The 18,013-nt window shown below is 70.5% G+C and carries 17 protein-coding genes and 1 pseudogene; 7 read left to right on the top strand and 11 right to left on the bottom strand.

Features of this window, described 5'->3' with window-relative positions; all coding sequences use genetic code 11:
* Positions 1 to 523: 523 nt before the first annotated feature.
* Positions 524 to 1,015 (top strand): MarR family winged helix-turn-helix transcriptional regulator, encoded by a 492-nt coding sequence (locus ACWD3C_RS25860; RefSeq protein WP_451147807.1) that lies wholly within the window; start codon positions 524 to 526, stop codon positions 1,013 to 1,015.
* A gap of 29 nt (positions 1,016 to 1,044) precedes the next feature.
* Here the strand turns inward: ACWD3C_RS25860 and ACWD3C_RS25865 are convergent, their stop codons facing one another.
* Positions 1,045 to 1,833 carry a protein phosphatase 2C domain-containing protein gene (locus tag ACWD3C_RS25865; RefSeq protein ID WP_451147809.1) on the bottom strand — a complete coding sequence of 263 codons (789 nt, stop codon included), beginning with the start codon at positions 1,831 to 1,833 and terminating at the stop codon, positions 1,045 to 1,047.
* A 369-nt stretch (positions 1,834 to 2,202) separates the two neighbouring features.
* Between ACWD3C_RS25865 and ACWD3C_RS25870 the strand changes: the two genes are divergently transcribed.
* From ACWD3C_RS25870 to ACWD3C_RS25890, 5 genes are read left to right on the top strand one after another with little or no spacing between them, the layout of a single operon-like run.
* Positions 2,203 to 5,046 (top strand): sensor histidine kinase, encoded by a 2,844-nt coding sequence (locus ACWD3C_RS25870; protein ID WP_451147811.1) that lies wholly within the window; start codon positions 2,203 to 2,205, stop codon positions 5,044 to 5,046.
* Positions 5,043 to 5,555 (top strand): roadblock/LC7 domain-containing protein, encoded by a 513-nt coding sequence (locus ACWD3C_RS25875; RefSeq protein ID WP_451147813.1) that lies wholly within the window; start codon positions 5,043 to 5,045, stop codon positions 5,553 to 5,555. Before ACWD3C_RS25870 ends, ACWD3C_RS25875 begins: the two co-directional genes overlap by 4 nt.
* The gene (locus ACWD3C_RS25880; protein WP_451147815.1) at positions 5,552 to 6,010 is read left to right on the top strand and encodes a DUF742 domain-containing protein; all 459 of its coding nucleotides are present in this window, start codon (positions 5,552 to 5,554) and stop codon (positions 6,008 to 6,010) included. The genes ACWD3C_RS25875 and ACWD3C_RS25880 overlap by 4 nt, the downstream gene beginning before the upstream one ends.
* On the top strand, positions 5,991 to 6,686 hold the full coding sequence (locus ACWD3C_RS25885) for a GTP-binding protein (protein WP_451147817.1): 696 nt from the start codon (positions 5,991 to 5,993) through the stop codon (positions 6,684 to 6,686). The genes ACWD3C_RS25880 and ACWD3C_RS25885 overlap by 20 nt, the downstream gene beginning before the upstream one ends.
* Positions 6,687 to 6,739: 53 nt before the next feature.
* Entirely contained in the window at positions 6,740 to 8,017 is a 1,278-nt protein-coding gene (locus ACWD3C_RS25890) for a styrene monooxygenase/indole monooxygenase family protein (RefSeq protein WP_451147819.1), read from the top strand.
* 113 nt (positions 8,018 to 8,130) lie between these two features.
* Here ACWD3C_RS25890 and ACWD3C_RS25895 read toward each other — a convergent pair whose 3' ends face one another.
* From ACWD3C_RS25895 to ACWD3C_RS25935, 9 genes and pseudogenes are all read right to left on the bottom strand, one after another.
* On the bottom strand, positions 8,131 to 9,285 hold the full coding sequence (locus ACWD3C_RS25895; RefSeq protein ID WP_451147821.1) for an NlpC/P60 family protein: 1,155 nt from the start codon (positions 9,283 to 9,285) through the stop codon (positions 8,131 to 8,133).
* Between the two features lie 102 nt (positions 9,286 to 9,387).
* A pseudogene (locus ACWD3C_RS25900) lies at positions 9,388 to 9,729 on the bottom strand (hypothetical protein).
* 10 nt (positions 9,730 to 9,739) lie between these two features.
* Positions 9,740 to 10,465, bottom strand: a complete 726-nt coding sequence (locus ACWD3C_RS25905) for a TetR/AcrR family transcriptional regulator (RefSeq protein ID WP_451147823.1) — start codon at positions 10,463 to 10,465, stop codon at positions 9,740 to 9,742.
* 157 nt (positions 10,466 to 10,622) lie between these two features.
* A complete protein-coding gene (locus tag ACWD3C_RS25910) occupies positions 10,623 to 11,102 on the bottom strand; it encodes a hypothetical protein (protein WP_451147825.1) in 480 nt (159 codons plus the stop codon).
* A gap of 2 nt (positions 11,103 to 11,104) precedes the next feature.
* Positions 11,105 to 11,548: an NUDIX hydrolase gene (locus ACWD3C_RS25915; protein ID WP_451147827.1), complete on the bottom strand. Its 444-nt coding sequence runs from the start codon at positions 11,546 to 11,548 to the stop codon at positions 11,105 to 11,107.
* Positions 11,545 to 12,201, bottom strand: a complete 657-nt coding sequence (tmk, locus tag ACWD3C_RS25920) for a dTMP kinase (RefSeq protein ID WP_451147829.1) — start codon at positions 12,199 to 12,201, stop codon at positions 11,545 to 11,547. Before tmk ends, ACWD3C_RS25915 begins: the two co-directional genes overlap by 4 nt.
* A complete protein-coding gene (locus tag ACWD3C_RS25925) occupies positions 12,198 to 13,739 on the bottom strand; it encodes a B12-binding domain-containing radical SAM protein (RefSeq protein WP_451147831.1) in 1,542 nt (513 codons plus the stop codon). The genes tmk and ACWD3C_RS25925 overlap by 4 nt, the downstream gene beginning before the upstream one ends.
* Positions 13,721 to 14,557, bottom strand: coding sequence for a hypothetical protein (locus ACWD3C_RS25930; RefSeq protein ID WP_451147833.1), 837 nt, complete (start codon positions 14,555 to 14,557; stop codon positions 13,721 to 13,723). Before ACWD3C_RS25930 ends, ACWD3C_RS25925 begins: the two co-directional genes overlap by 19 nt.
* Before the next feature lie 148 nt (positions 14,558 to 14,705).
* Complete coding sequence (locus tag ACWD3C_RS25935) at positions 14,706 to 15,269, bottom strand: hypothetical protein (protein ID WP_451147835.1); 564 nt, start codon at positions 15,267 to 15,269, stop codon at positions 14,706 to 14,708.
* Positions 15,270 to 15,627: 358 nt separating this feature from the next.
* Here ACWD3C_RS25935 and ACWD3C_RS25940 point away from each other — a divergent pair, with 358 nt between their 5' ends.
* On the top strand, positions 15,628 to 16,962 hold the full coding sequence (locus ACWD3C_RS25940) for a DNA-binding protein (protein WP_451147837.1): 1,335 nt from the start codon (positions 15,628 to 15,630) through the stop codon (positions 16,960 to 16,962).
* Here ACWD3C_RS25940 and ACWD3C_RS25945 read toward each other — a convergent pair whose 3' ends face one another.
* Positions 16,963 to 17,976 carry an NAD-dependent epimerase/dehydratase family protein gene (locus tag ACWD3C_RS25945; RefSeq protein ID WP_451147839.1) on the bottom strand — a complete coding sequence of 338 codons (1,014 nt, stop codon included), beginning with the start codon at positions 17,974 to 17,976 and terminating at the stop codon, positions 16,963 to 16,965. It abuts the gene before it with no gap.
* Positions 17,977 to 18,013 lie beyond the last annotated feature (37 nt).

The raw sequence follows: 18,013 nt of genomic DNA on the forward strand, positions 1-18,013 counted from the left end.
GGACCGACGAGTGGACCATGTGTGGCGGTGCCCGACTCGGAAGCGTGAACACTTCGGCCCGAAGTGTTCACGCTTCCGCGACAGCCCCCACCCGCTGGATTCGCCAACAGCATCCGGTCCGTACCGCGGGTCTCGCCGTACGGACCGGCGCTCGCTGAGCGCTCCGCTGGCTGTGTCGATATGCGGCTCCGCCGCGGGGTCGCGATGTGCCGTCGATCGTCTGCGGTGCCGTCGTGGCCGGCCGCGCCCCGCGGCGGAGCCGCATATGTACACAGCCCCGCGCCCCTTCAGCGCGCTGTCGAACCGCAGCGGACTTCGCCCGACGCGCTTAGTGGCGTGGACATGCCAGCAGTCTGCCTGGTAAGGAAGCTGCGCATGGAGAAGAGCGGGCGGGAAGAGCGGGCGGGAAGAGGGTCGGACGCGGCCGTTGGTCTACGCCTGCGAAATACTTACGGAGCTGCGGCAATCGCGGCCTTTGGCGGAAACTTTCGGGAACGCGACACCGGATCAGGAGTGTGCTGACGTGCACGAGGACGCAAACGGCGGCGGGCGGCCGGTCGACGTCGAGGCGCCGGGAAGCGGTTTGGACCAGCCCTTCCTCGCGCTGGAGCGGGAGCTGACGGTCCTGCTGCGCCGGGCCCGTGCCAAGTCCGGCGAGATGGCCCGCGCGGTCCACCCCGACCTGGAGTCCGCCGCGTACGGCCTCCTCGCCCGGCTGGAGGAGTCCGGCCGTCAGCGCGCCACCGACCTCGCGGCCTACATCGGCGTCGGCAAGGCCACCATGTCCCGCCAGCTCCGCGCCCTGGAGGAACTCGGCCTGGTCGCCCGCGAACCCGACCCCGCCGACGGCCGCGCCTGGCTCGTCCACCTCACGGAGGAGGGCCGCGAGCGGTTCCGTACGGTGCGGGACGCCCGGCGGGAGCGGTACGTACGGCAGCTGGCGGGCTGGGACCGGGCGGAGGTCGCCGAACTGGCCCGGCTGCTGCACCAGCTGAACCGGGGGGAGGAGGGCTGAGCGGAGCCGGCGCGTGCTCGCAGCTCCGCTCACAGCTCCACGTACGCCACCGACGCGTCGTCGTGCCGCTTGCCGCGCCGCCCCAGAAACGCCCGCTCCTCGTCCGCAACCTCCAGCGCCCGCACCCGTTCCACCAGCGCCGGTGCCCCCTCCTTCCGTACGACCCGGAGGCAGTCCGCCCAGTCGCCCTCGCGGAACTTCTCCACCCACCGGCTCGCCCCGTCGGTCAGGCCGGCCAGGGCGGCGACGGACGGGCGCGGCACCACCCCGGTCACCGCGCGCGAGGCCACCGACGGGTCCGCCGCCGCCGTGAAGAAGCCGCCCTCCTTGTTGCGCAGCGTGGCGTCCGCCGTCGCCGCCCTGGAGAGCGAGGCACGCGGGACGCGGGAGAGCCGGTCGTCCAGTACGGCCGTCACCGAGCCGCCGGGGGTTTCCAGCAGGAGCGCCGAGTCGGAGAGGACGAGGTACTCCACGGTGTCCGGGGACCAGCGGGCGAGGACGACCGTGGCCTGAGGCGTGCGGGGGTGAGAAAGGTCACAGGTTTGGGCGTGTGCCGAGGCGGTACGAGAAATGGCCTGGCCAAGCACCTCGGGCAGTGCCAAATCCCGTGCCGAAACGGACAGTTCGGTCAGGGCGCCGCCGAGGCGGGCGGAGAACCAGGCGACCGAATGCAGACAGCCGTAGTCGGCCGGCGGAGGTGTCACCCCGTCGAGCAAGATCAGCGAACCGCCCTGTCCGGACGCCGGAAGCGCGACCGCGGCGAAGTCCTCATTGGGCCGGCCGGGGTCACCGGGCTCCGAGACGAGTTCCGTACGCATCCGGCCAGTCTGCACGACCCCTCCACATCGTCCACGAACGGCTGGCAACGGTCGCCCCATGGGCGCGACCCGGCAGGTCAAGCGCCGGATATGACGTGGAATGATCGGGTCCGGTGAACCGTGGCGGCGAATCCTGCCAAAGCGCGTCGCCGACGTCCAACCGGCCCGCGGTGCGGGGGCGCCGCACGGGCCAGAGAAACTTGCCCGCCAACTCCCCTCCGAGGTTCACTCCTTCGGGTGGCGGGTCTGGTGATGAGGGACCACCGCCCACCGGCACTGGGAGGGTCGGGAGCCGTACCGGGGGGACGCCCATAGTTGACGGAACGTCACCCGGGCCCATGGGTACACGAGTCAGGAATGCGAGCACCGGTGCAGAAAAAGCGGCCTCGGCGCACAGGCGAGCAGGCGGCGGCCCCCAAGGCCTCCACGAACCCGAACGCCAACCCCGACCCGACGGGCACCGGCCCGACGGGCACGAGCCGGCCGGGGACCGCGAACCCGCAGCCCACCGTCGGCACCGGGCGCCGCGCACGCGTCCGCAACCGGCTCGTCGTCGCGGTCGCCGTCGTGGCCGCCGCCATCGCCGGGGCGGGCGCGCCCGGCGTCCTCGCCGCGTCCGGCCAACTGCACGACACCCAGAACCTGGTGACGCTCGCCGAGCAGACGCAGCAGGCGCTCACCCTCGCCCACGCGCTGGCCGACGAACGGGACGAGGTCACGTCGTACATCGCCGCCGGACGGCCCGAGGCCAAGGCACCGGACGAGCAGCGCAGCGCCCGCGTCGACCGCCAGGTCGAGGAGCTGAAGACCGAGGCCCCCACCGCCGCGCTCCGCGAGGACCTGGACGGCATCGCCACCGTACGGAGAGCGGCGCTCACCGGGCAGAGCGGTGCTCTCGAAGCGCATCGGGCGTACTCCGCGACCATCACCGAGCTGCACGCCCTCGCCGAGGACCTGGCCGAACAGCTGCCGCCCCGCGCGGGCGACGGCTCCCACGCCCTCGCCGAGCTCGACTCCGCCGTCCAGCAGGCCGCCGCCGCCCGCGGACTCCTCCTCGCCGCGCTCAACGTGCCGACGACCACCCAGACCGTCATCGACCCGGTCACCGGCCTGTCGTCCACCGAGACCACCTCCTCGGCCGCCGACACCCGAACGCGCGACGCCCTCACCGCCGCCGCCCAGCTGGCCCGCGTCCGCTCCGAGGCCACCCTCGCCGACTTCCGCGAGACCGCGCCCGCCACGGCCGTCGACTCGTACGACTCCACGGTCACCGGCCCCGAGGCCGAGGCCGCCGACAGATACCTCGCGACCCTCACCGACCAGCCCACCTTCTCCGACTCCGAACTCGGCACCGACACCAAGAGGCTCGACGCGGCCCTCTCCGCCCGCGTCGAGCTGATGCGCGGCGCCGAGGCCTCCCTCAACGACCGCCGTACGAAGGATCTCGCCCAGCTCCGCGACGACGACGTCACCGCGCTGGAGATCCGTATCGCCGTCCTCGGCGCCCTCCTCCTCGTCGCAGTCGGCATCGCCACCGCCATGGCCCGCACCCTCACCCGCCCGCTGGCCGTGCTGCGCATCGGCTCGGCCCGCGTCGCCGCCGACCCGGCCGCCGAGGAACCGGTCAAGTTCACCGGCCGCAACGACGAGTTCGCCCAGGTCGTCCGCTCCGTCAACGCCCTGCACGCGCACGCCGTCGCCCTGCACGAGCGCCTCGCGCCCCTCGAAGGCGACCGCAAGCACCTCATCGGCCAGCGCCAGCTCATGGCCGACGAACGCGACAAGCTCCGCGCCGAACTCGCCGACGCGGAAGGCCGACTGGACCAGGTCCGGCACAGCATCCACGGCACCTTCGTCAACCTCGCCCTGCGCACCCTCGGCCTCGTCGAGCGCCAGCTCGCCGTCATCGAGGGACTGGAGGAGCGCGAGCAGGACCCCGACCGGCTCGCCACCCTCTTCAAGCTCGACCACTTCGCCACGGTCATGCGCCGCCACAGCGAGAACCTCCTCGTCCTCGCCGGCGCCGAACACGGCCAGCAGCACGCCGGACCCGTCCCGCTCGTCGACGTCGTCCGCGCCGCCGTCAGCGAGGTCGAACGGTACGAGCGCGTCCGTATCTCCGCGGTGCCGCCGCACGCCCACGTCGCCGGGTTCGCCGCGGACGACCTCAGCCACCTCCTCGCCGAACTCCTGGAGAACGCCTCCTCGTTCTCCCCGCCCGACCTCCCCGTCGAGATCTCCGGCTGGCTGATGGAGAACGGCGAGGTCATGCTCTCCGTCCAGGACGAGGGCATCGGCATGACCGCCGAACGCCTGGACAAGCTCAACTCCCGCCTCGCCGACTTCGCACCCGAGGACGCGTACGACCAGGAGGACGACGAGGGCCTCGGGCTCGGCCTGTACGTCGTGGCCCGCCTCGCCCACCGGCTCGGCGTCCGCGTGCAGCTGCGCGAGCAGAAGCAGGGCGGGGTCGCCGCCGTCGTCGTCCTGCCCAAGCCGCTGCTGGCCGCCGCGCCCGCCGCCGCCGTGGCCGCCTCCGGCCCCGTGCCCGACGTCGCCTCCTCGGTCTCCCTGCCGGGCGCCGACGCCGAGGTCAACGCCAATGTGCTGCGCCGCCGTCCGACGATCCCCACCCTCGTCGTACAGCAGCAGCCGGAGGCCGTCGACGACGCCGGGCCCGAGCCCGCCGTGGACCCGCTGATCGAGGCCGCCGAACGGGCACTGGCCGCCAGGGACGCCGTCGAGCGGGCCGAGGCCGAGGCCGAGTCGGTCTCCGAGACCACCATGGAACTCCTGGCGCCGCCGGCCGCGGACGAGCCCACGGAAGAGCCTTCCGAAACCGAGGCCGAAGACCCGTACGCCATCGGCCCGGACACCCACGAGCGCACCGCCGACGAGGGGGAAGCGGAGCAACAGGACGAGGAGACCCCGCGGTTCACCGACAAGGGCCTCCCCAAGCGCACGCCCAAGATCACCGAACCCCCGACCGTCCCCAGGCCGCGTGTCGGAGGCGTCAACGCCGAGGAACTGCGCCGTAGGCTCGGTGGGTTCCACCAGGGCGCCAAGGACGGCCGACGTGACGTCGAGGCCGAGATCGCCGAGAAGACGGGGGAGACGAGGGCGCCCGCGGCGCAGCAGTACGAGCGGTACGAGCAGTACGAGCACAACGCAGTGGAAACATCGGGGGGCACATCGGAGGAGGCAAGCAGTTGACCGCGCCCAGTACCTTCGGAACCTTCGGACTGAGCAGTGAAGCCCGCAATCTGCACTGGCTGCTGACGAACCTGGTCGAGGAGGTGCCGGGCCTGCTGTCGGTCGCGGTGGTCTCCTCCGACGGTCTGCTGCTGCTCTCCTCCGACCCCGGGAGAAACGCGGCGGCACGGGAGACCCGGGAGGAGAAACCCTCCGGCCCCAAGGGTTCCTCGGCCGACCTGGCCACCATCGTCTCCGGCATCGGCAGCCTCACCATCGGCGCCGCCAAGCTGATGGACTACGGCGGGGTCAAGCAGACGATGGTCGCGATGGGCGAGGGCAGCCTCTTCGTGATGTCGATCAGCGACGGTTCGCTGCTCGGCGTACACGGCTCCCCGGACTGCGACATGAGCGTGGTGGCGTACCACATGGCGCTCTTCGTCGGCCGCGCCGGACACGTCCTGACGCCCGAACTCCGCAGTGAGCTACGGCAGTCACTGCAAACGGAGCCGACGGGGAGCGCGCGATGAGCGCGGCGAAGGCGAGTTCGGGGCCCGGCGCGCAGAAGAAGCTTCCGGTCCGGGGCGGGGACCGCAAACCCGCCCGGGTCCGCCCGTACTCCCTCACCGGCGGCCGCACCCGCTTCGGCCACGTCCTGCTCGTCGAGACCTTCGTCGCGGCACTCGAAGCCCCGGAGGAACGCCAGGAGTTGACTGGAAGGACCTCCCAGACGTTTAGTTCTGGGGGCGGTTCGCTCAACACCAAGGTGATGCCCGAGATGCGGGCCATCGTCGAACTCTGCCGCCGCATGCGTACGGTGGCCGAGATCGCCGCGCTGCTGAGTATGCCGCTCGGCGTGGTCCGCGTCCTCCTCAGTGACCTCGCGGACCAGGGAAAGATCCGTGTGTACGGAACAGGGCACGGACCGGGACAGCCGGACCGCGCCCTGCTGGAAAGGGTGTTGAGTGGACTCCGTCGTCTCTGACGCCACCTCGGGCGTCATCCCCGACGCCCGCCGGGGCGTCGCCCGCACCACCGCCTCACCGGCCGTGGACCGACGTGCCGAACGGGAACGCACCGAGGAACTGAAACCCTGGCAGACGGACTTCACCCGCGCCCCGATCGCCACCAAGATCGTCGTCGCGGGCGGCTTCGGCGTCGGCAAGACCACCCTCGTCGGCACGGTCTCGGAGATCACCCCGCTTCAGACCGAGGCGCTGATGACCGAGGCCAGCGAGGCCACCGACGACCTCACGGGCACCCCGGAGAAGACCACCACCACCGTGGCCATGGACTACGGCCGCATCACGCTCGACGACGACCTGGTGCTCTACCTCTTCGGCACCCCGGGCCAGCAGCGGTTCTGGTTCATGTGGGACGACCTGGTACGCGGGGCCATCGGCGCGATCGTCCTCGCTGACACCCGCCGCCTGTCCGACTGCTTCCCTGCGCTCGACTACTTCGAGAGCTGCGGACTGCCGTACATCGTGGCGGTCAACCACTTCGACGGCAGTGAGCGGTTCGAGCCGGACGATGTGCGCGAGGCGCTGACCGTGCCCGCAGGGGTGCCTGTCATGATCATGGACGCGCGGCGCAGGATCTCGGTCGTGGAGACCCTACTGGCGCTGTGCGCCCACGCGATATCCGTCAGCCCCGAGTAGTCACTGCTCGTGACTGCTCGTGTCTGAGTGACCGAGTAGGAGACCAGTCCCGTATGCGGAAGATACTCGTCGTCGGAGCCGGTCAGTCCGGACTCCAGCTCGCCCTCGGCCTCCAGTCCCACGGCTACGAGGTCACCCTGATGTCGAACCGTACGGCGGACGAGATCCGCGGCGGCCGGGTCATGTCGACGCAGTGCATGTTCCATACGGCACTGCGGCACGAGCGCGATCTCCAGCTGAACTTCTGGGAGTCCCAGGCCCCGAAGATCGAGGGACTCGGCGTCTCGGTCGCGGGCCCGCCCGCAGCTGAAACAGGCACAGCGGAGCGCGTGATCGACTGGGTGGGCAAGCTCGACGGGTACGCGCAGTCCGTGGACCAGCGCGTGAAGATGGCCGGCTGGATGGAGACCTTCGCCCAGCGCGGCGGCCAGCTGGTCATCCACGGCGTGGCGGTCTCCGACCTCGACTACTTCTCCCGTACGTACGACCTGGTCCTCGTCTCCGCGGGCAAGGGCGAGCTCGTGTCGATGTTCGGCCGCGACGCCGACCGCTCGCCCTTCACCGAGCCGCAGCGCGCGCTGGCGGTGTCGTACGTCCACGGCCTGGGCCCGCGCCCCGAACACCCCGACTACGACGCGGTCCGCTGCAACCTCGTCCCCGGCGTCGGCGAGCTGTTCGTCATGCCGTGCCTGACGACCTCCGGCCGCGCCGACATCCTCTTCTGGGAGGGCATACCCGGCGGCCCGCTCGACGTCTTCGACGACGTGAAGGACCCGGCGGAACACCTCTCCCTGACCCTGGAACTCATGGAGCGGTTCACACCCTGGGAGTACGCGCGGGCCACCAAGGTCGAACTGACCGACGCGGGCGGCACCCTCTCCGGCCGCTACGCCCCCACCGTACGCAAGCCCGTCGCCAAGCTCCCCGGCGGCGGCCTCGTCCTCGGCGTCGCCGACGTCGTGGTCGCCAACGACCCGATCACCGGCCAGGGCTCCAACTCGGCCTCGAAGTGCGCGGCTTCGTACCTTGAGTCGATTGTGGAGCGCGGTGACAAGGAGTTCGACGAGGCCTGGATGCGGGCGACCTTCGAGCGCTACTGGGACACGGCCCAGCACGTGACCAAGTGGACCAACGCGATGCTCGGCGTCCCGCCGGAGCACGTCCTGAACCTCATCGGCGCGGCGGGCGCCCTGCCCCCGGTCGCCAACCGCTTCGCCAACGGCTTCGACGACCCGGCCGACTTCGAGAACTTCTTCTACGAGCCGGAGAAGACGGAGGCTTATCTGGCTTCCGTGACGGGAGCGTCCGCCTCCGGCGGTTCGGCCTGCTGAGCTTCCGCCTCGGGGTCTTCCGCCTTCGGGCCTTCAGCCTTCGGGTCTTCCGCCTCGGGGTCCTCCACCTCCGAGCCTTCAGCCTTGGGGTCTTCCGCCTCGGGGTCTTCCGCCTACGGCGCTTCGGCCGGTGCGTAACCCTCGTCCGACCCGTCGAAGGCCCCTTCGGGGAGCTCCGGCGGCGTGTACCGCGCCAGGGGCTTCCCGCCCGGGTCCGGCCGTACGGCGCCGAGGACCGGGTTCGCCGCGATCGGCGACACCTTGACCTTCGCACCGGGCCGGGGTGCCTGGACGACCATCCCGTCGCCGAGGTAGAGGGCGACGTGGGTGGCCTCGGGGAAGTAGACGACCAGGTCACCGGGCCGCAGTTCGCCGAGCGGTACGCGAGTGAGCCGCGCCCACTGCTCCTGGCTGGTCCGGGGGACGGTCCGCCCGGCGCTCAGCCAGGCCTGCGAGGTGAGCCCGGAGCAGTCGTACGCCCTGGGCCCCTCGGCCCCCCACTCGTACGGCTTCCCGAGCTGCTCGACGGCGTACCGGACGGCGGCCTCGCCCTGCCGGGAGGGCTTGTGCGCACTGCTGCTGAGCGCGCCCGAGGTGATGAACTCCTCCTGCGCTTCGGCGATCTCGTCGCGCTCGAAGGCGGCGAGGGCGGTGAGCTGGTCGGGGGTGAGGGAGGCGAGGAGCTCTTCGACGTCGGCGAGGCGTTCGCGTACGTCGTCCCGCTCGTCCTTGTGCCGCCGGGCGAGGGAGAGCTGCTCGTCGAGCGCCTTGCGGGCCTTGCGGGCCAGCGCGTCGGCCTTCCGTTCGCTGCCGGCCAGCCGCTCCACGGTTCCGGCCCGCTCCAGGGCCACCTGCCGGATCACATGGCCCTGGTCGAGCGCGCGGCGCGGGTCGGGGGCCAGCAGCAGGCGTACGTACGGGGAGACGTCCGTGCGGCTCTGGTACTGCTGCCGGGCGAGCCGTCCGACGGCGCCCCGGCTGTCGTGCAGGGAGAGGCGGGCGGCGGCGAGGCGGCGGTTGAGACGGGTGACCTCGGCGCGCTGCTTCCTGAGCTTCTCCTCGGTGGCGTTGTAGGTCTCGGTGGCTTCCTCGGCTTCGCGGTAGAGCCGCTGGAGGTCGGTGAGGAGTTCGGCGACGGAGGACGCCTCGGTGGGTTCCGGTACGGCTGCGGCGGGGGAGGGGGCGGCGAGCACGGCGCCCGTCGCGACGGCTGTCGCCACCGCCGCCGTCGCCGCCGTACAGACCAGGCGCAGAAGCCTTCCTGACATGTCATCACCTCCGGTGCGGGGGTGGTCCGTCCACCTCGCACCGGCAGGATCAGGGGGGTGCGGCCCGGGCGCGCGCCGGGTGGGCGGTTCGGCCCAAGAAGGTCACTCGTGGGCGGGGCCGGTGTCGGTGCCCGGCGTGGCGTCTGGCGTGGCGTCCGGTGTGGCGTCCGGCTTTCGTGGCGCGGGATTGGACCACGGTCACTTGAGGCGGACCCCGGTCTCGCCCTCCGGGTCGTACTCGTAGCGCCACCTCTGGTGGAGGCTGAAGCGCCCGGCCTGCGGGTTGGGCACCCGCCGGTAGACCAGCACGGTGGCAGGCCCACCGGGCGACTCCGGCACCGGAACCCGGTAGACCTTCGGGGGATGCCCGGTGATGCCCAGCAGCACCGGCAGGACGCGCCCGTCCAGGGGCCCGCCCACGAACGGGGTGTCTTCGCTCTTCACGCCACCAGTGTCACAGCAGGTGCGTCGCGTCCCGGACAACGGGCAGCACGCGGTGCACAAGGCCCCCCACGGGACCGTCGGGGGTCTCCAGGGCGAGGGCGCCCTTCAGGACGGCGGCGGCCTGCGGATCACGCCCGGCGCAGGCGGCCAGACACGCCACGAACTGCTCGACGAGCCAGTCCCGCAGCTCGGCGGCGGAGGGCTCCTTCCCCTCGTCGATCCAGATCAGGGAGGCGGCCTCCACGGCGGTGATCCACATCCGTACGGTCATGCGCAGCCGGGGTCCGGGCAGCGGTACGCCGAGATGGCTGAGCACATGCTCGGCGGCGGCCCGCCGTACCCCGTCCACGATGGCCGTCGTCCGCGAGGTCTCGACGACACTTCCACCCTGGAGCAGGGCGGCGAACCCGGCGTCGTGCTCGTCGACGAAGGCGAGGTAGCGGTCGATGGCATGCGCCAGGCGTTGGCTGAGCGGGCCCTCGGCGGGTTCGTCGAAGCACTGCTCCAACTCCTCCGCGGCGGACCGGAGGGCGGCCTCGTAGAGCTGCTGCTTGCCGCCCGGGAAGTACCGGTACACCAGCGGCCGCGACACCCCGGCCGCCTCCGCCACGTCGTCCAGCGAGACTTCCTCCGGGGCCCGGTGCGCGAAGAGCTCCAGCGCGGCGCCGAGGAGTTGACTGCGGCGCTCCTCGACACTCAGCCGACGGTACGCGCGGGTGGGGGGTTCGGGGGGCATGCCTGGCAGGGTAGCTGTGGGGCCGGGTTGTCTCGTCCCCGCTGCCCGTACCTGTCCCGCCCCCACCCAGCCGCCTTTGGCGGCGGCTGCGTCCGCGAAGCGGACCTCCCAGTGGCCTACGGAGCCGGCGGCGCGGCGCGGTCTCCGTGGCCCGCGCTCATACGACCTCCCGCGGGTCCGGGGCCGGACCGTAGTCCTCGGCGTGGTCCCTGGTCAGCGCGGCCAGCAGTTCAGGGTCGGAGTGGAACTCGGCCGTGTGCTGCCAGGCGATGAGCAGCTGCGCGACGGACGCGCTGTTGCCGACAGAGGCGGCAGCCCGCATGGTGTCGACCAGTTCGACGGCGAAGGCGTGAACGTCGGGCTCGGGCAGGAAGCCGACCCAGGGGAAGGCGTCCGGCAGTATGTCCAGGAGCAGCTCCATGCTGCCGGGCTCCCGGCGCGCCATCGCGGCCAGCATTCGGGTGGCGGCCGACACCACGGTCTGGTCCTGCTCCGCCCGGGCGGCGGTCGTGAGGACCAGATCCTCCCCGTCTCTGCGATGCAGCAACAGCCGGGACGACTCCTTGAGTCGGGGAAGCGTCTGGTTGTTCTTGTTCACCAGTTCGGAGAAGTTCACCGCAGCGTTCTCGGTTGCCATAACTACTCCCATCCGTGCTCAACGAGGGGACCGGCCTCGCTCAGGTAGCCGAGCAAGCCGGCTTCCGGGTACTCGATGATGTCGTCGGGCAGGTCGTGGACGGTGAACCATTCGAGTGCGAGGCACTTCTCCGGCTCCTTGTTGACGGGCTGGCCCTCCCACCTCGTGGCCTCGAAGAAGAAACCGATCCGCTCGACGCCCTCGCCCTGCCGGTGGTGCACCACCTGGACCATGCGAAGGTGACCGGGGTTGACGATGATGCCCGTTTCTTCGCGTAGTTCGCGGGCTGCGCCAACGGTCAAGGGTTCGCCCTCGTCGAGCTTGCCGGACGGCATGTGCCATCGGCCGCGGCCATAGGGCCCGCCCCTCTGCGAGAAAAGGATCTTGTCTCCGTCGCGAACGATGACGTGTGTGTCGATGACGGGCTGTGCCTGTTGTCCGCTCATGTTTCCTGGGGGTTCGGTGTGGTGGCTGAGGCCACCGACGGTAGTGGCAGGGGTGGGATCTCGTCGGCGATTCGGCTTGCTACCTCCGATGGGGTGGCACGGCTGGTGTCGAGGAGAAGCACCCTGACGCCCCAGTTCGTGAGGTGTGCGGCTGCGTCGCCGTACAGGTCGACTTCTCGGCTCGGCGCGCTGGGGTCGAGGTGGAAGCGGTGGGTTGCGCCGCGTTCGGCGAGACGTTCCGCGATCAGGTCGGGGAAAGCGGTGAGGATGACGGCGAGATCCGGCATTACGGCGTGACGGTTGGTGTCGAGGAGGAAATCCAGCGGTACTCCGTCCAACTGCTGGAGAACGAGAGTGGAGGCCAGGTAGCGGTCGCAGATGAGCAGGTCACCCTCTCGCAGCGCGCGGTTGATCTCGGTGTCGATGTGCTCGTAGCGGTTCGCGGCGACGAGGCAGGCCAGTGCCAGGCCCTGGATGTGGTTGGCGTTCTTGCGGGTGAACTCGCCCAGATCGCTGGTGGACGGCTCGGTGGTCAGCTGGGCGGGAATGCCCTGGTCGGCGAGGTGGCGTTGGAGCTCCGTGACCGTGGTGGACTTCCCGACTCCGCTGGGGCCATCGACGGTGACGAACCAGCCCGTGCGCTCGGGCGTCATACGGCGGCCTCCTGACCGCCCTGGTTCCGCTCGTGCTGCTCGCGGGTGAGAGTGGCGAGCGTGGCGCGTAAGTGTTCCAGCCGTACGCCGCCGAACTGGATGCCGACGGAGAAGTTGAATTCGTCGCGCTGCCGCATGGATTCGTCCGCGCCGTCGTGCGTGAGGTCGACGTCGCCGTAGGCGAGGAGGTCGTCCGGGTTGTAGCCGTCCTTGATGAGGGTCTGCCACACCGGCGTCCCAGGGTAGGGACGGAACTCGAAGACGCTGGCCCGCATGTCCCCCGGGTGCTGGTCGGCGATGTCCCACAGGCTCCGGATGTGCCGCACCGTGGCGTCGAGGTCTTCGCGGGTCTCGCCGGGGAAGCCGAGGATGAAGTAGCCCTTGACTCCGATGCCATGGGCGATGAGGCGGCGGACGACGCGCTCGGTCATGGCGGCGTTGATCCGCTTGTCCATGGACTTCAGGATGCGGTCGCTGCCGGACTCGATCCCGAGGGCGACCTCCCGTAAGCCGTTGGCGACGAGGCGATCGAGCTGGGCGTCGGAGAGCCGGTCGAGGACGTTGATGCGGCCGGTGGCGTCCCATAAGTACCGCTCGCCGATGCGGTGCTGGGCGAAGGCGGCCATGTGTTCCTCGATGACGTCGCGGACGCCAAGGAACAGGTCGTCGACGAAGCGGAACGCGGTCACGCCGTACTCGTCGTGCAGTTCGTCGAGCTCGCCGATGATGTTCTCGGGGCTGCGGACCCGGATCTTGACATCAGGGTTGGCGGTCCAGGCAGCTCCGCAGAAGGTGCAGTTGTAGGGGCAGCCGCGGCTACCGACGATGTTCGCCTCCATGTGCCCTTCGAGGGCGGCGGCCCTCAGCCAGTCGTAGCCACGGCTCGCTGTGAGGCGGCGGTCGGTCGGGGTGGGCGCGGCCCGGTAGGGGTCCTGCGGCAGGAAGGCGCGGTTGACGTACGGCAGCGTGTTGATGTTGGGGCCGAGCATCTGCGCGCTTGTGTTGGGGTCCGCGATGCCGCCGCCGCGGGTGCCGCTGATCGGGTCCCGCCACAGCACGCCGGGGAGGTCTCGTCGGCGCCGCTCGTTCTCCAGGAGGGCGGCGACCCGCAGCTCTCCCTCGCCGAGGACCAGGGCACGCAGATTGGTCATGCGGGGGTCGACGAGGATGCGGTCGGGCATGGCCTTGGCGTGGTGCCCGCCGACCATGAGGGCGATGCAGGGGGCGAGCTTGGCCGCGATCCGCGCGGACATCTCGTAGGTGGGCGCCAGGAGGTTCATCCCGACCCAGCGCGGCGCGGCCGTGTTGACGATCTTCGCTGTCTCGTCGGTGCCCAGTCCGTGGGCCTCGGCGTCGAGGACTCCGACGTTGAAGCCGCAGCGCTGGGCGTACGTGGCGATGTAGGCCATACCGAGGACGGGGAGCGTGTAGTCGTTGGTTCGCGGACGCAGGCCGTAGTCGCGCAGCGGCGCGTTCACGAACAGGGCGTCGAGTGCGTGGGTGTCGTCGGCGCCCGAGATCAGCGTTGACTGCCGCATGGATCCTCCAGATCAGCGCGGGCGTGTGAGCCCCAGGTGAGGGTGGAGAGGGTCAGGCTGTGCAGTGCTGTGCGGTCGGTGCCGGCCCAGCCGATCCACAGTGGGCCGAACGCCTTGTCCTTCTTGTCGGGCCAGGGGTAGGCGGGGGCGATCTTGGCGGCCCAGGTGCGTACGGCGAGGTCGTCGTGAGGGTAGACGCTGAAGTCGCCGGTGAAGTCGGCAGCGGCAGCGGCAGCGGTCCACGGGCCGATACGGGGGATGCGGGTGAGTGCCGGGACCAGGTCACCGGCGTCCATCTGCTCCCACTCGGCGTGGTGCCGCTCGTAGTGCGTGGCAGCTGCCTGAAGGGTGGGCCTGTGGAACTTGGCGCCGACGTCGGTGAACTGCTGGTCCGCCAGAGCGAGAACCTCGTCGGCGGTGGGCGAGACAGCGAGCGTGGCGAATGGACCGTTGACGGTCGTGCCGTAGGTGCTGCACCACGTGCGGTACAGCTTGCGAGCCTGGTCGGCGCGGACGACCTGCCGCAGGACCGCGGTGGTGATCGCGTCCCACAGTGAGGGGTTCACCAGACGTTGTGTGGCGCCGAGTTCGTTGAGTCCGTCCGTCAGCGCGGCGGGCGCGGCGGCGGGCAGGCGGGCGGGGTCCGTGGTGACGAACGTCGGCTTCACGTCCTCCGTGCCCTGCACACACTCCATGTGCAGGCCCTGCCGGTCGAAGGACACGGACCATGTGCCGGAGGCCGTACGGACGGCGCGCGCACGCCTCCCGTTCTCGGTTGCCTGCCATGCGGGGTGATCGGTCGTCAGGACGACGGTCATCAAGATGCTCCTCACGTAGTTCGGCTGTGCGCCGTAGCCTCTCGCGTCACGGTGCGCTCGCGCGCGAGGGCTGCCGGAAAGAGGAGAAAACTGTTGATGAGCCTGTGGTCGACGAAGTAGTTACGCATCTGCACGTACTCCTCGACCGCTACTCATCGGCGTCCCACTCCACCTTCGCGCGCTGGAACCGGGCAGCCGCGAGAAGCTGGAACACCGCGTCCGGAACGGCGAGGTCGCCGGGGCCGTCCATCGGAACGCACCAGTACGAGCGCACACCCTCGGGTTCGGTGCACTCCGGCCGCGGTACGCCGAGGAAGCAGCCACGCCCGAGGAACTCCGCCTCCGGGCCCCGGCGGGCGGCCCACTCATAGCGCTGCCCGGCGCTCACCGGTACGAGGACGTAGTACCGCTGCGCGTACAGGTCCAGGAACACCGGACCGCCCTGCAACGCGTCCGCGAGGAAGGCGTCGATCTTCTTGGAGCTGTCCGTGCCCGCCACCGTGCGCACCAGGTCACCGGAGATCCGGATCGCACCGAAGAGGCCGCCGCACCGCAGGAGAGCCATCCCGCTCTCCTGCCACTGGGTCCGGGCCTGCCTCGCGTCTTGCGCCGCCGTCAGGAGCCAGGACCGGACCGCGACTTCACGGTCCTGCCGGGAGTGCACGAGCACGCCTGCTCCGGCCTCCACGGGGGTACGTACTTCATCACTCACCGCAAGGCCTCCGTTGTCGGGCGCAGCACGTCCGCGGCGGGGTCAGGGACGGTGGGGGTGGCGGCGTTGTCCTGCGTGGTTCCTGCTCTGGTCATCGTCACGCCTTGGTCAGGGAGCGGGGAGAGGAGCCCCCGCCCACGGGGTTGGCGATCAGCGTTCTCCGTCGGCCCGTAGCTCCGCCATCACCTGAGGGGTTGCCTCTGAGGCACTTCCGAGTGACGGCCATAGCATCGGGGTAGCTTCGAAGTCGCTTCTATTCAGGGCGTGTTGCCATGAAAGGAGTCACAGGTATCCCCTTCCCGGGAAGGGATCGATCCACGGACGCGCCGACTGAACGGCGCCCGAGATTGGGGGCGGTATGAGCGGCGAGCCGAACACACTGCTCAAGTGGCTGTGCGACCGGGAGCGGCTGACCTACCGCAAGTTCAATGAACGGTTCACCCAGACCGGGGTGGAGCTGTTCGGCCGCAACCCCAACAACCCAACGTGCGGTGAGCCTCAGTTCCGGCGCTGGACGGGCGGCAAGCTCGTGGGCCTGCCCGGCGCGGAGACATGCGCGATTCTTGAGCGCATGTTCCCCGGCTGTACCGCGGAGCAACTGTTCGCGCGGCCGTCCGAGGTCATCGACGCCCAGGTACCCGCATACGACCTGGATCTGGAAGAACGAATCGCAATGACCGCACGTGAAGCCCATGAGGACGCCGACGCAACCGCCGGTACGTCCATCTCCGACAACACCATCGACGAGCTCCACGACCAGGTCGTCACCCTCGCGCGGAGCTATCACCGCGTCGCGCCGGTGAGGGCTTTCGAGGAGGCCGACGCTCTGCGCCAGGAGGTTGAGCGCCAGAGGGACCGCACACAGGCTCCTGCGCAGCTCCAAGCCCTGATGATCTTCAACGGCCAGGTTGCAGCGCTGCTGTCCTCCGCGGCCTTCGATCTCGGCTACCTGCGCCACGCGCGGACGTTCGCCCGCACCGCCGCCTTGTTCGGAGAGAGCACGCGGTTCGCGCCGTTGCGGGCGTTCGCCGACGGGACCCTGGCGTACATCGCGTACCACGCTGGTGACAACACCGAGGCCGTGGCCAAAGCGGTCCGTGCCCTGTCGTACGGCGGACTCGGCGACATCGCACAACGGCGCCTGCACGCGATTCAGGCACGCGCGTACGCCCACATCGGCGACATCGCGTCCGCGCAGCACGCGATCCGCCTCTCCGGAGAAACCAGCCGCGACCGCGTGGACGAGCTCCACGACGCGGTGGGCGGCGAGTTCGGTTTCACCGCCGAGCGGCTGGCCATGTCCAACAGCACCACCGCGCTCATCATCGGCGACAGCGGTCAAGCCGAGGCCGCCGCCCGGCAGGCGCTCGAACTCCTCAGGCAGCAGTCGCAGGACGTCCAGTCCGCCCACGTTCGGGGCGGCGCGGCGGCCGACTTGGCGATGGCGCGCCTCCTGGCCAACGACGTCGAGGGAGCATCCGAAGCGCTGACGCCGGTGTGGGAGATCCCGAGCGATCAGCGGATGACGGGCATCGTGGTCCGCACGGCCCGTATCCACCGCCACCTGTCACGGCCGACATACCACGGTGCACAGCTCCCCGAACAACTCCGGGAACAGATCGAGGACTTCACCCGCGGGTCCCCGCCGTACCAGATCGGCCCACACGTCGGGCTCCTCGCCCTGGAAGCCTGATCACAACGAGGCGAGGATCTTCGCCTCCTTCTCCGGGGCGATCCCGTGCTCCGTCCACCGCGGGTGGTCCACGGGACGCCCGTCCTGGGCAAGCCACGCCCAGGTGTCCCGGATCGTCTCGGCGATCGGCCGACAGCGCAGGCCCGCGGCGACGGCACGCCCTGAGTCAACCGACCACACGCCTGCGTGCGTACGCCACAACGGCAGCTCCGTCCACTGCTTCACGCCCTGCTCGATCAGGACGTCCGGCTCCACCCACACCGGGGTTCCCGTGCTGTCCGTCACCGTCAGGCACTCGCTGAGGAAGTCGGCGAAGGCGATCCCTTCGGGGTGCGTGACGTTATAGCCGCCGCCGTTCGCGCTCGCCGCCTGGTCCAGCGCGAACTCGGCGACGTCCCGGACGTCGACCGGCTGGATGCGCTGCTCGGCCGGTGCCGGGGTCACGATGCGCCCGCCGCGCTTGGCCCTGTTCAGCCACCAGGGGAGGCGGCCGACGTACTCACCGGGGCCGAGGATCACGCCCGGCCGGAGGAAGACCGCGGCGTTCCCGAAGGCCTCGGTGACCGCGCGTTCGCCGCCGGCCTTCTGGAACCCGTACACAGTGGGGCTCCCGTCCTCGCCGGTGTACCCGTAAGTCTCGTCGGCGTCCGCGGGGCACTGGAGCAGCGGCGAGGCATCCGTCAACGGCTGGTGCGGCCACCCTTCGTAGACGGACACGGTGGAGATGTGGACCCAACGCTCTGTCTTGCCGCGGAGTGCAGTGGTGGCCAACAGGACGTCACGCGGCGCGAGGTCAGAGCTGGACGTGTCGATCACGGCGTCCCACGGACCGTGCCCGGCCAGCCGCTCCAGGTCCTCGCGGACCGTACGGTCACCATGAACCGGCTGTACGCCCCCGGCGGCAGGGCCGGATCGCCCGCGGTTGAAAGTGCTGACGTCCCACCCCCTCGTCAGCGCTCGCTCGGTGATGGACTTGCCCAGGAACCAGGTTCCGCCGATGACCAGAATGCGCATGGCCCTGATCCTGCCGTCACGAGCCGAGGCGGGGGAA

The sequence above is a fragment of the Streptomyces sp. NPDC002845 genome, from assembly GCF_053591955.1.